Here is a 13,110-nt window from a genome sequence, read left to right as displayed (position 1 = left end):
CAATATCCTCCTTTATTCTGCGTTCACTGCTTTTTTATTTTTATCGAGTGCAGTCAAAGCCAGCATGATTGCAATGACGATTGCGATACCGATCATGATTGCTGTTTTACCGCCCATATTAGCCAGGCTGCCAAGAATGATGCCTGATGAAGCAAAATCGGCATCTGAGAATGTGGAACCCGCAAAGCCTAATTCACCCAATACCGGCATAAGGAATAGAGGCAAGAAGCTGATCAACATACCTTGCAGGAATGAACCAGCGATTGCTCCTCTTAATCCGCCCGAAGAATTCCCGATGACACCGGCAGTCGCTCCAACGAAGAAGTGTGGGACTACACCCGGAAGGATGATGACACCGCCAGTGAAAATCATGATGACCATGCTGACAAGTCCACCTACAAAGCTTGAGAAGAAGCCGATCAATACGGCATTTGGTGCATAAGGATAAACGATTGGGCAGTCCAATGCTGGTTTTGCATTAGGTACTAACTTGTCAGAAATTCCTTTGAATGCTGGAACGATTTCATTCAGGATCAGACGAACACCAGCAAGGATTACGAACACACCGGCAGCGAATGAACCGGATTGTTGCAAAGCGAAGATAAGATAGTTCGTCCCGCCGCTTAAGTTTTCTTGGATGTATGCAGAGCCTGTAAACAAGGCAACTATGGTGTAGAGGACAGTCATCGTAATCGCGATGCTGACGGTTGAATCACGAAGGAAACCAAGGCTCTTAGGGAATTTGATATCTTCCGTAGATTTTTCTTTGTTTCCGATTAACTTACCGACATATCCACTCAAAGCATAGCTGACGGCACTGAAGTGTCCCAAAGCTACCGAGTCATTGCCTGTCAATTCAACCATGTAGCGTTGAACCAATGCTGGCGATACAGACATGATGATGCCTAGCACCAATCCACCTAATAGAACAAGCGACACAGAAGTGAAGCCGGCAACGGACATGATTACGGCAACCATGCACGCCATGTAAAGCGTATGGTGCCCGGTCAAGAAGATGTATTTGAATTTAGTGAAGCGGGCAATCAGGATGTTGAAAATCATACCTGATAACATGATAAGGGCTGTACTTGTGCCGTATTGATCCAATGCGACTGCTACAATTGCTTCATTATTCGGGATAACACCTTGCATGTTGAAGGCTACTTTGAACATTTCCCCAAAAGGCTCCAACGCACCGACGATAACGCCCGCTCCTGCCGTAACAACCAGGAAGCCGACGAACGTTTTCACGCCGCCTTTGACGATATCTGTGGTTGATTTCTTTTGAAGAACGGAACCCAAAACAGCGATCAATGCTACTAAAATGGCAGGGGTACTGGCAATGTCAATCAGGATATCTAATAGTCCATTCATAATCTCTACACCTCTTCTATTTTATTTTTATCCGACCAAACCTTTGTCTTTGCATGCTTGCGTCACTTTTTCGCGCAGTTCATTCATGTCAATAATGCTTTTCAAGAAGCGCACATCGCCGAGATGTCCCGCAGAATTCTCCAGGTCTTGCCCAACGAACCACACATCCGCTTCACCTGGACTTGCAGAACTTAGATCGTAATGCTGCACCGTTACTTTGTCGCTTACCCCCAGTTCCCTTAAGATCGATTGAATGTTCATTTCCACCATAAAACTCGAACCCAAACCTGAACCACACGCTGCTCCAAATCTAACCATTGACTTTCTCCCCTTCACTGAACATATTTATGATTTCTTTGCTGGTAGTTGCTGCTTTCAATTCCGACAATTTATCTTCTGAACTCAGGATGCTGGTCAATTCCGACAATGCCTTCAGGTGGGTTTTGTTGTCGATAGCTGCGATACAGATGATCGTATCCACTGCATGGGCCTCATCCCCCAATAGATTCACCGGTTCCTTGAGCCGCAGCATCGACATACCGATGCGGTTGACCCCTTCCTCCGGTCTGGCGTGCGGGATGGCAACACCTTTCCCCAAGTCGATAAATGGACCAAATTCTTTCACTTTATTGATCATCGCTGCGATATAATCGCTCGAGATTGTGTCATTTTCCAATAACGGGTTTCCTGCAAAACGGATCGCCTGCTCCCAATCAGCGCACTGATCGGCAAATTGAATCGTATCCGCTACCAATAAATCTTTTAACATAGGCGTATATCTCCTTCCGTAGGCATCTGTTGGATTCAAAGTCATGCTCAACTCGTTCCGTAAGGCCCCTTCATTTTCAATTTTTGCATGTTTCTTGATGATCGCTATGAGCGCATTCAGGTCCGGCCCTAAATAACTGTCTACCGGAAAAGCATCCAGTACTGCGCGGATCAGGTGCCTTTTTGATTCCGCGTTCATCATCGGGTTCACTATGAATACGGGTTTGGCGGATTCGACATATACGGTTGAAAAGACGAGATCATATTCCTTCGAATCGAGATCGTAAAAACTTTCCAAATTGTGTCCATCTACCCAACTGATGTTTCCGAACATTTGGCGCAGCTCCGACAGCAGAATCAAAGAAGAACTGATGCCGCTCGGACAAATGACCGCGGCCCGATACGTACTCTTCTTATTGATTTGGCCTTCTATCTCGCCGCCGAAATGGATCGTGAAATAAGCGATCTCATCATCGGTCATCGCACCTTCCGAATATTCTTCTAACGGCTTAAGCGCACGCTTCACCAAAATGAACAACCTTTTGTGTTTGGCCTGGATCATTTCCGTCAAGACATTATCAAGCTCGATTCCGAAAAGAATGCGGTAATAGGCAGGCACCAGATGAAGATACAGGTTTCGGAAGAGTTCCTCTTTCCTTTCGAAAGATACGACGGCGATCCGTTCCATTTCGGAAATGATGGCCATTGTGATTTTTTTGAGGGCTTCATCTTCGCTGCTTTCCCATTTGCCCTCGATCGTTCCCAGGAAAAGCATCACGATGAAGCCAATTTCCTCTTTCTCCCCTTGAATCTCGAAATCCTTGAACAAGTGGCGGTAAACCTTCTCTGCCAACTCCCATAACGGGCTTGCCGACAGAACTCCTTGCTGCTTCTCTGTAAAAGTCAGGTGACCTTGGACACGCGCTACCCGGATCCTCGTGTAAAGGATAAGATAAAGCGAGTCACGGATCCGTTCTTCCACATAATGCATATTGTGTTCGTTTGCGTAGGCCTTGATGATCCGGATGACCGGCTCAAGATTGATCGTTTCCTGCCAATCTTCCGCAATATAGTTCAATGCCCAATTTCCGGAAGCGTGGCGCAACAGCTGGCTGATGCTGTGGAAAGCCATCCGCCGTTTATCGGCCTCATTCCCCTCCAAAAAGTACCCTCTCGAACGCTGATATTCCAAGGTAGTTCCGTACTCAGACAACTTGCAGCGCAGCCGTTTGATATCGGCCAATGTCGTGTTCTTGCTTACTTTCAATAGATCCTGATAGTGAAAATTGGAAATAAAATCTTTGCGGATGAATGTATACAGGTAAAGCATATACATCCGCTCCTCTTCATCGAGATAAATCTGCGGTGAAGCAAAAACTTTTTGAAGCGCATCCTCCATGGCAATCAAGGATTTGGGCACGGTGTATTTTTCCGGATCAACTGACACCGTTGGAAAATCATTTTTGGCCAACAACTCATTCAAGGTAGCTAAGTCCTGCATGAGCACGTTCGTCGGCTCGTTCATCTTCAATCCCAATTCCCAATAATGCATCTGCGGCATGGCGATGATTTTTTTGAGGAGAATCAATAATCGATTGTCGTACATGTACACCCTCCTTACGAAACCTAGTATAGCTTGCAACCCTTTTCATTTGAAGCTTATCTCGGTCCAACCATTTTCCCGAAATCGAAAATCGACTGGACCCAATTCCAAAAACGCTTTCATACCAATGGAAATGAATGATTGAAGGCGTGCTGCAGCTACTAGCGTTTGTCTATTTTTTCTGGACAATCCAGAACAATAGTATTATTATAATCAATTTTGAAGCTGCTGCATCCTGAATTCGAGAGAATTTCATTTTTGACTCCGTCATTCATCATTCCGCGGCATAAGCCGCGCGGAAAACCATGAATAACAGAAAAGTATTCATGGTTTTGAGTGTCTTACTTGCGAAAAAGATGAATAAGATTTATGAATTCATCTTTTCGGGTGTCTGACGGCTGAAAAAGATGGATAACTGCCAGTTATCCATCTTTACGCGCAACAAAAAGGCCCTCCCGGCAAAATGCCGAAAGGACGGAAGTTTCTTCTTATAGTTTGCCTTGCTCATTCAGTTTGCCGAGGAAATATGGCATCTGGACGCGCCACCATTCCCAGTCGTGGTGAACGTTCTCGCCCCAGAAGTCGATCCAGGCGGGGATGTTCTTGAAGCGCAGGGCTTCTTCGATTTTCTTCGTGTCTTTGATGCTGACTTCTTCCCAGTTGCCTTGGCCGGTCGCAACGATGATGTTTCCGGAACGGTATTTATCCAGGAACCAGCCGTCGTTCAGATTCCAAAGGTAGTCGATCGGGGAGTTCTCATAAGCGTTGCGGTCATGGTAGTCTCCAAAGAAGTAACGGACATCGTAGAGCCCGCTCAGCGCGATGACGCTGTCGAAAACGTCCGGATGGCGCAGGTAAAAGTTCAGGCTGTGGTAGCCGCCCATGCTGCAGCCGGTCGCAATCATCGGTCCCTGATGGTTCGTCTGATGCTTGATGTGCGGCACCAGTTCCTCGATGATGTAGCGGTCATAGCGTTCGTGCATGTTGGCGCGGTCGTACGGACTTTTCCATTCGCACAGCCAGGATTCGTTGTCGACGCTGTCCGGCGTATAAAACTGCACCAAGCCTTGGTCGATGAACCACTGGCAAGCTTCAATCATGCCGAAGTCCGCGTATTCGTTGTGGCTTCCCCCGGATGATGGGAAGACGATGATCGGTTTACCAGCATGTCCATAGCGATTGAAACGCATCTCACGGTTTAGGTGACCGCTCCATTGTGATGAATATTCTACGTGCATCTTATTTCCCCCAGTCTATTCGGTTACGGAAATCATGTGGATGATGTCCATCAGTTCTTGATATTCTGCCGCACGGATCACGTAGCCGAAATCCCCCATAATAGCCGCAAAAATCCCCGGCATTTCTTCAAACAGGACCACGTTGCCACCGTAACGGGCCATCACTTCCTCATGTGTGAAGCGGTAAGGATGGACGCCCTTGCGGCTGACGTAGCAGCAGTAATAAGGAAAATGCATCTGCGCCGTGAAATTTCCGGTCGCGACCAGTTCGCCATAAGCGGCATAGAGATCGACGTCATTCGCCCAGTTCCACATGTCCATCGTATGCCCGCCAGGCGGACGCAGGTTGGCCTCCAGGGCAACAAGGCTGCCGTCAGGCAAACGGAAAAACTCAAAATGGAAGAAACGCTCACGGACATTGAAGGCCTGAACGAGCTTGGTTCCGATTTCGCGCAAGTCTTCCGGCATATTGCGGTCGACATAGTAGAACATATCCGCATTCTTTTCGACGATTTCCAACACGGCTTTTTCGTAAACAAGCGTGGCATCAAAAAGGATATTACCCGCGGCATCGGTCAGACCGTCATACGTGACGATCTTTCCGTCGATGAATTCCTCCAGAATGTAGGACTCATAAGGATTCTTCACATGGAAAAAGTGCCCTAGTTCCTCTTCGGAACGGATTTTGTGCGTGTCCGCCGCACCTACGCCTGAATCAGGCTTAATGCAGACCGGAAAGCCGTATTCGTGGCATAACCCGAGGGCATCGTGATAGTCACCGATGACGCGCCCGCGCGCTACCCGAATGCCGACTTCGCTGAATTTTTCTTTCATGGCTGACTTCAGTTTTACGAAGGCCATATCCTCATTTTTGAAGCCGAACACGTTGAAATCAGTGCGCAGACGCGCATCCTGTGCCAACCAGTATTCATTGTGCGATTCGATACGGTCCATTTTGCCGTGCTTGTAAGTCAAGTAAGCCACCGCGCGCAGCATTTCGTCATAATTTTCCATATCATTGACGCGGAAATACTCGGTCAGGCTCTCGCGCAAGTCAGCATCCAATAATTCATACGGTTCGCTGGCGATGCCGAAAACATTCACGCCCGCACGCTTCAGACCGACTGCGAAATTCTTGAAATTACTTGGAAAATGGGGTGAGATAAATACATAATTCATGTTGATTCCCTTCTCTCTTCCGAACATTAGATTATAGTGAGAATGTACCATTTTGACGGCATATTTACAAGCGTTTTTCAGCTGGAAAGGGAAAATATTGATACAATCGAGGAGCTATGGCACCGTTTGTCTTTAAGCAAATAGCCAATCAAAATTCAGCAATTCTGGAAAACTGAGCATCAGGCGGTTGATCTCGTCCAAGGTCAGTTCACCCAACTCCAGTTCTCCTGACCGAATCGCATCCAATCGTTGTATCTCAACCCCGGTCACAAAAGCCAGTTCATCAGTGGTTTTATTGACAAGGAAAATCAGTTCAAACAGCGCACGCTCGACCCGATCCAAAAAAGTGTCATAACAAACTTCACCGATTCCACTGCGTTTTGCCGATCCGTGCGCTATTCTTCCGCAAGTCGAAAGCATGTGGTCGATTGTTTCATCCGTGTCGGCATAAAAGATGCAGATCCTTTTCTCATCCATCGAAAACGCAAAATGGTCGACCTCGCTGAAGTTCGTGGAGACCTTTTCAAAGGCCGCGATTATGCCCGGCATCTGAAGGGTGATTGCCCTCGATACGAGCACATCGTCAATGAACATCCGTTTGGATAGGAAATTCAGTTCCAGCAGGACTCCGTTTTTGCGCAACTCAAGCGCTGCCCGATTGATGATTTCGTTGCGGAAATCGATCATGCTGATGACCATATCCGCGTGCGTCCACATTTCGGTGCCTTCAGCTGCCGCCATTTCATCCTCATCACCGGGGTCCCAGTCTTTTTCCTTTGCCTGTCTCTCAATTTCCTCCCAATTATCGGGCATTCCGTAAATCATGACGAACTGCCTGCCTTGGCGGTCCACTGCTTCAACCGTCATCATTTCATGGAAATAGTGATAGGCGAAATCATCCATGACGGCATATTCAACACCATCAAACACCCTGGTGCCGTAGGTGTTTGCCATGCTTGTGTAGAATTCTGCAGATTCGTTTTCGCGAACATAGGACTGTTCATCCATCAAATTCAGATAGCGCAGTTCTTGGAAATTCAGTTCCAGGAACGGAAAGCCTTCATCCAGAGCTGCCAATTCGTTCAATCGCTCCTCCGTCGTTCCGTAATCGCGCAATTCGTCCAATAAGTCTTGCCAATCCATTTCAAAATCAGCTTTCGCCTCAAATTCATGGCCCTCAAAAATATTATCTTCATCCATTCTTGTCTGCCTCCCTTTCAGCCGTGTAACAATGATTCGGAACTGCGCAGCCAGAGTGTCTCCCAGAGTTCATCCGTTTCCACTTCGGCCACTAGCGCCTCCTGGTAATCTTGCCAAAAAACGACATTCCGGTCCCAATCCTTGATTTCCGTGAAGGCCCTTGTTTCCTTGCAACTCGGGCAATGCATATGTTTGACATGCCCCAATTTACGCTGCTCCGCCCTTTTGCGGTAAAGCACCATCTGCGCTCCGCATTCCTGACAAATGAACTTACTTTGGATCATTATCTGATTTTTTTGTCTGGTCATTCTCGACACTCCATTCCTCTGAATGATAAATCCCAAGGGACAGTGCTCAAAAAAACAAATGGATATCCGAAACGGTTGCAACCTTTCGATGTATCTATCATACACCCAGATACACACTGAAACAATTTTGTGAATATGTCACAAAATTGACTTTGGTGCACGTTGGAAGAATAGCCTTTTAAGAATAAAAACCGATTTTCTGCATGCTCATCCGCAAAATATCAAGTTGCTTCCCGATCCCATTATTGGTTATGATAGGGATACCAACACACATAGTAATGTAATTTCATTTGCCGAGGAGGCTTTCATGTGATTTACGAAATGACGATAAAAAGACAACCGTTGACCGGTCCAAGTTCACACACAATTCGAGTTGAAGACAGTTCAACATTTGAGCAGCTGCATCAGGAGATTTTGAAAGCCTTCCAGGAAGAGGCCCCTAAAAATCATTCCTTCCAGATCGTACGCTCGAACGGCAAAAAGCAGTCCGGTGTCACCATTAAGCAGCAACCCACCTCTGATCAAGTGGCTGAAGATCCCTTTATGTATAACGAAGACTCTGAGAATACCTCTCTTTTTGAAGAAAGCTCCTACGAGAAGGACACATCCCTCAAAGACTTCTTCAAGAAACCCGGGGATTCGGCAACGTACATTTCCGTTCAGGATGTTCCAACTGAATACACAATCACCCTGAACAGAACGTTATCTCCCGCAGAGGCCCTATTGGCTGAGTTCAACCGAATCATGGATTTATCACCTGAGAAGGGTGAAAAATATGACGATTTAAAAAGACAATTAGATGATTTAATGCAGCTATTGAATCCATCCTCCGGGAAATCCAAAACGCCAACAGCGCATACGCAGCCACAAATCTATTCCTTCAAAATCACTCTTGAAAACGTCGGAGTGCCTGTCTGGCGGAAGGTTCAGGTCAATAGCGCCAGCACTTTCCTGGAACTGCATAAAATCATCCAGATCCTTTTCGATTGGCAAGAGGACCATCTGCACGACTTCAGGGTCCAAAAATCGAACGGCGTCCGCCAAAAAAATGTCATCATCGAATCTGACGAGGAGGCCTCAGCCCCCTTCGACAGCCTCTTTTTTGATGACGAACAGACATACCTCTCTGAAACCGAGGAGCATCTGCATGATCATTTTCTGGTGGAGAAGGACCAGGCTCGGTACACATATGACTTCGGCGATGATTGGCAACATAAGATTGTCCTCGAAAAAATTCTCGCTCCCGTAGAAGGAACGACCTATCCGATCTGCACGGCCGCCAAAAACGATGCCCCTTACGAAGACAGCCGTTATGAAGTCATCACCGGAAGTCTCAGCCTCCTCAACAGCAACGCCAAAGGGATCGTCACGGATGTGAATGGGGAACTGAGACGGAGGATACATAAGAAAAAAATATCTCGAAAGAGAAAGTAACAAAGCGCAGGAGGGCAAAATAGTCGAATAGCCCACCTGCATTTGATTATTTCGTACGCGCCCCCGCAATCCTGATATCGCTCAAAAGGCAAAAAGCCAATCTCCAAAAGAGACCAGCTTTTTGCCTTTTGATTGTCCTTATTATTCCTCTATCGACTTCACAATGCTGTAGTCATCGACAAAAGAGGATTCATTCTGAAGTTAATTCCGTACCGGTTGTTTGGTATTTTTATCAACGAACGTAATCTCTAGATTTAAACCATCTGCAATTTTTGTAACCGTCTTGAGCGATGGAACATAAGAGAAATTTTCTAAACGAGCTATCTGAGCTTGAGAAACATGAACTTTCTCAGCCAATTCTTTTTGAGTCATATTCTTTTCTTTACGGATACTGGCTAATAAGGCCATCAATTCGATGAGATTTTTATCTTCTGGAGAAATGCTGGTGATTTCTTTCTTTACGTCTGTCCATTTCATAAAGATCATCCTTTCTTACGTTCTAGCCAATCTGCTAACTCACGTTTGGCTTGTTCAATTTCTCTTTTGGGCGTCTTTTGCGTCTTTTTCCTGAATTGATGTAGTAAAATCAAATGATTATCTTCTAAGGTTGCCAAGAAGACTCGGTTAGGAATTGGACGTAGTTCCCAAAGCTTCCCTTCAATCTGTTTTACGATAGGTTCTCCAACAAAAGTCCCATCATATTCGAGGCGTTCAATTTGATAGTACAGCTTTTTTAGAGTGGATTTGTTTTCTTTAGTCGGATTGCTATCAAGTTCTTTAATCCAGTCCATTATTTGGCTAGAGCCTTTTGCATCTTCATAAATCTCTACTTCATACTTTTTCATAGAAGCTCCTGTCAGATTTGTTTTCATTTTCATTATATATCATATTTGATATATTTCCAAATCAAAAATCACTACTAGACAATCTCAGCTATTCCTAGCTAAAGAACTATAAAATTTTGAATGTTTTTAATTGTTATTTTCAATCCCTATTATTTATCTATTTACTCTTCCCCAACCGTCTTGACGATACTGTACGCATCCACCACAGACAGATTGGAAACTTTGTACGTGGTGAAAGTGAGCGAATCGTCAGTCACTTCGACATTCATGTAGGTCGGCTCCTCAAGCTGGAGGGCGACTGCGGAGTAGCGTTCATAAACCGACAGCTCCCGCATCTCGTAATATTTCGAATCGGAAGCCGAGTTGCCGGTCAAATAGACGGCGCCGTCTGGATCGACGACCGCGCCATCCTCATTGTAGGTGATTTCACCAACTACCACATCGCCTTTCATCTGGTAGGTTCGCACATACACGTGGTCGTGGCCCATCAGAACGGCATCTATATCCAATTCATCGAAAACCGGCACCAGCCCAGTCCGCAAAGCCAGGACATCTTCATCAAGCGCATGGTCCGCGCTGCTGTAGAGCGACTTGTGCAAGAGTACGATCCGATGGGTGGCATCCGGATTTGCCGCGATCGCCTGCTCCATCGCTTCCCGATGCTCTTCGGTGTCGTTCGTTTGGGTATTCAGCGTCAGAAACAAGGTGCTCCCATAGGAAAAGTAAAAATCACTGCCTTCGGAATTCCCTCCCAAGCCTGTTTCATTCGGTACATTAAAATAATCCGCAAACGAGGCAGCATCATGGTTACCGACAATGGGCATGATGGGATAGTTGGTCAGCTCTTCAGGGAAGAACCAGCCATCATATTGTTTCAGATTGTAGGCTGTGTTCACCTGATCTCCTGATGATACAAGAAAGGCCGTATCGGGAAACATCTCCGTCGCGGTCGTCACCGTCCGGTCCCAGCCGGCCGCATCGATTTGGGTGCCATCGCCCGCTCCAATCTGCGGATCGCCGAAGAACAGGAAGTTGAAGTCACCGTCCTCGTTCGACTGCGTCCGGAAGGTATAGGATTCTGACCAGGCCCGGTGGCCATCGCCGAAACGGTAGGAATAAAGCTGGTTCTCCTCCAGTCCGGTGATGGTGGCTTTGTGTCTTGAAAAGCCGCGCAAAATAGCTTCGACATTTGACTCAAACGTTTCACTCGACAGGACATTGCCTTCTTCATCCAGCTGGCTCAGCTTCACTACGCCTTTTTTGTTCATGCCCCGGGTATGCCAACTGAACGTTCGCTCCGTTTCATCCGCTCCGGGGGCAAAAGCTATATGGAATACATCCAATGTATGAAGAGCATCTTTGGTTGCCACCGATTCTTCGACCGCGGAATCCCTGTATGGTTCCTTCGCGCAGCCGGCTATAGCCGTCACTATTATTAGTGTTGCAAAAAGGACTTTCATGCTGTGATTTCTGTTGAACATCGTCCATCCCCTCCAAAATGTCATCGGGCCACTTGCAAGAAAACTGATTTGCTTACATTATATAACACCTGCCATAAATCGAAAGAAAGAGAGGCCGCTTCTCGTAAGCGCCTCTCGGATAATCCTTTATGCATGCCTCTCACAACAAGTGCGGCAAGAATATTTTCGCCAAGCTCAAAAAGAGGAAGAAGCCGAATACATCAGTCGCCGTGGTCAGGAAAATGGAGGAAGAAATCGCCGGATCCAGATCCCATTTTTTCAAAGCCAACGGAATCAAGAACCCGAAGAAGCCTGCGATGATGAGATTTCCGATCATAGCTATCAGAATGATGAGTCCCAAAAAGAAATTATCATATCTGAAGTAAAGAATGATGCCGGTGATCAATCCGGTCACCGACCCGTTGATCAATCCCAAGCCGACCTCGTTGAAAACATATTTCCAATCGTTTTTTATATCGACTTCCCCCAAGGCGATGCTCCGGATGACCACGGATAACGTCTGGGAGCCGGCATTTCCACCCATTCCGGTAACAATTGGCATGGCAGCAGCAAGCGCGACCACTTGGATGATGACATCCTCGAACATCCCGACCGTAAAGGAAGCCAGGAAGGCAGTCATCAAATTGATGACCAACCAAGGCAGCCTTCTGACAACAGAAGTGCTGATTTTGTTGCCGACCTTTTCATCCTTGCTTACCCCTGACAGCATCAGCAAGTCTTCTGTTTGTTCTTCGACGATAACGTCGATGATGTCATCAATCGTGATGATGCCGAGGATGACGTTTCGGCGGTTCACGACAGGGATGACCTTCAGATCGTATTTTGAAACGATAAGAGAGACTTCCTCCTGATCGGTTTCCGGGCGGACCGAAAGGACATTGTCATTCATGATCTCTTCCAAGCTGACATCTTCAGCGGAGGCCAAAATATCCCGCAAGTCAGCCGAACCGATCAGTTCATTCGCCTTATCGACGACAAAAATCGTTTCGATGATTTCTGTCTTAGGGCCGATGCGTCGGATTTCCTGCAGCACATCTTTCATGCTGAGCCCGCTTTTCAAAGCGATGTACTTCGTCGTCATGATCCCCCCGGCGGTGTCCGGACCATACCCCAAAAGCATCTGGATCTCATTCGAGTCGCTTTTCTTCATCATTCCCAATATTTCTTTGCGTTGCCCGACACCGAGCATTCCAAGGATATCGGCAATGTCATCGGGCGACATGTAGGCGAAGAACTTGACGATTTTCTTCGAGTCCAACAAACCGATCATGCCTTGTTGGAGTTCCTCTTCCGCTTCCTCTATGATGGCGGCGATTTCCTTCGCTTCCAACAGATTGAGCAAAGCTGCCAATTCTTCATCTTCAAACTCAAACAGAGCCGTCGCGACATCCACTGGATAGTGATCGCCGAAGAGCTCCTTCAATTCTGAAACATTTTTGTTTTCTACTGCATTCAATAACATTTCGTTCAATTCCATGTCCATACCTCCAATTTGATTCCTCTTTTTGAAGGCATAACAGACGGATTCGAGACGACAAGTTTCCAGTTTATATTATCTGCGATTGGGCTGAGGATACAAACAGACCTGATGGCTGGCTCCACACGGAACCATTCAGGCTAAAACCGCGCCTAGGTGGGTTGTCTGCTATACCCTGACTACTATCTGCGTCCATTTGTTCT

12 protein-coding genes are annotated in these 13,110 nt (G+C 46.6%); 1 reads left to right on the top strand and 11 read right to left on the bottom strand.

Annotation, left to right across the window (positions count from 1 at the left end; translation table 11 throughout):
* Nucleotides 1–12: 12 nt before the first annotated feature.
* From BM184_RS08235 to BM184_RS08205, 7 genes are all read right to left on the bottom strand, one after another.
* Complete coding sequence (locus BM184_RS08235) at nucleotides 13–1,374, bottom strand: PTS ascorbate transporter subunit IIC (protein ID WP_086943288.1); 1,362 nt, start codon at nucleotides 1,372–1,374, stop codon at nucleotides 13–15.
* A 27-nt stretch (nucleotides 1,375–1,401) separates the two neighbouring features.
* On the bottom strand, nucleotides 1,402–1,692 hold the full coding sequence (locus tag BM184_RS08230) for a PTS sugar transporter subunit IIB (RefSeq protein WP_086943287.1): 291 nt from the start codon (nucleotides 1,690–1,692) through the stop codon (nucleotides 1,402–1,404).
* The gene (locus BM184_RS08225) at nucleotides 1,685–3,748 is read right to left on the bottom strand and encodes a BglG family transcription antiterminator (protein ID WP_086943286.1); all 2,064 of its coding nucleotides are present in this window, start codon (nucleotides 3,746–3,748) and stop codon (nucleotides 1,685–1,687) included. Before BM184_RS08225 ends, BM184_RS08230 begins: the two co-directional genes overlap by 8 nt.
* A gap of 485 nt (nucleotides 3,749–4,233) precedes the next feature.
* Complete coding sequence (locus BM184_RS08220) at nucleotides 4,234–4,983, bottom strand: esterase family protein (RefSeq protein ID WP_086943285.1); 750 nt, start codon at nucleotides 4,981–4,983, stop codon at nucleotides 4,234–4,236.
* A gap of 15 nt (nucleotides 4,984–4,998) precedes the next feature.
* Nucleotides 4,999–6,162 (bottom strand): ATP-grasp domain-containing protein, encoded by a 1,164-nt coding sequence (locus tag BM184_RS08215; RefSeq protein ID WP_086943284.1) that lies wholly within the window; start codon nucleotides 6,160–6,162, stop codon nucleotides 4,999–5,001.
* Between the two features lie 132 nt (nucleotides 6,163–6,294).
* Nucleotides 6,295–7,362 (bottom strand): hypothetical protein, encoded by a 1,068-nt coding sequence (locus tag BM184_RS08210; RefSeq protein ID WP_086943283.1) that lies wholly within the window; start codon nucleotides 7,360–7,362, stop codon nucleotides 6,295–6,297.
* 17 nt (nucleotides 7,363–7,379) lie between these two features.
* Nucleotides 7,380–7,670, bottom strand: a complete 291-nt coding sequence (locus tag BM184_RS08205) for a hypothetical protein (RefSeq protein ID WP_086943282.1) — start codon at nucleotides 7,668–7,670, stop codon at nucleotides 7,380–7,382.
* A gap of 309 nt (nucleotides 7,671–7,979) precedes the next feature.
* Between BM184_RS08205 and BM184_RS08200 the strand changes: the two genes are divergently transcribed.
* On the top strand, nucleotides 7,980–9,104 hold the full coding sequence (locus tag BM184_RS08200) for a plasmid pRiA4b ORF-3 family protein (RefSeq protein ID WP_086943281.1): 1,125 nt from the start codon (nucleotides 7,980–7,982) through the stop codon (nucleotides 9,102–9,104).
* Nucleotides 9,105–9,305: 201 nt separating this feature from the next.
* Here the strand turns inward: BM184_RS08200 and BM184_RS08195 are convergent, their stop codons facing one another.
* From BM184_RS08195 to mgtE, 4 genes are all read right to left on the bottom strand, one after another.
* On the bottom strand, nucleotides 9,306–9,581 hold the full coding sequence (locus BM184_RS08195; protein WP_177208601.1) for a helix-turn-helix transcriptional regulator: 276 nt from the start codon (nucleotides 9,579–9,581) through the stop codon (nucleotides 9,306–9,308).
* Nucleotides 9,582–9,586: 5 nt separating this feature from the next.
* Nucleotides 9,587–9,949, bottom strand: coding sequence for a type II toxin-antitoxin system RelE/ParE family toxin (locus tag BM184_RS08190; protein WP_086943279.1), 363 nt, complete (start codon nucleotides 9,947–9,949; stop codon nucleotides 9,587–9,589).
* A gap of 161 nt (nucleotides 9,950–10,110) precedes the next feature.
* The gene (locus BM184_RS08185) at nucleotides 10,111–11,430 is read right to left on the bottom strand and encodes a purple acid phosphatase family protein (protein WP_177208600.1); all 1,320 of its coding nucleotides are present in this window, start codon (nucleotides 11,428–11,430) and stop codon (nucleotides 10,111–10,113) included.
* Nucleotides 11,431–11,569: 139 nt separating this feature from the next.
* The gene (mgtE, locus tag BM184_RS08180) at nucleotides 11,570–12,907 is read right to left on the bottom strand and encodes a magnesium transporter (RefSeq protein WP_086943277.1); all 1,338 of its coding nucleotides are present in this window, start codon (nucleotides 12,905–12,907) and stop codon (nucleotides 11,570–11,572) included.
* Between the last annotated feature and the right edge of the window lie 203 nt (nucleotides 12,908–13,110).

This window comes from Trichococcus pasteurii (assembly GCF_900112935.1).
GTDB lineage: Bacteria > Bacillota > Bacilli > Lactobacillales > Aerococcaceae > Trichococcus > Trichococcus pasteurii.
Note: the sequence above shows the minus strand (reverse complement) of the source record. Positions and strands in the feature narration are given on the sequence as shown.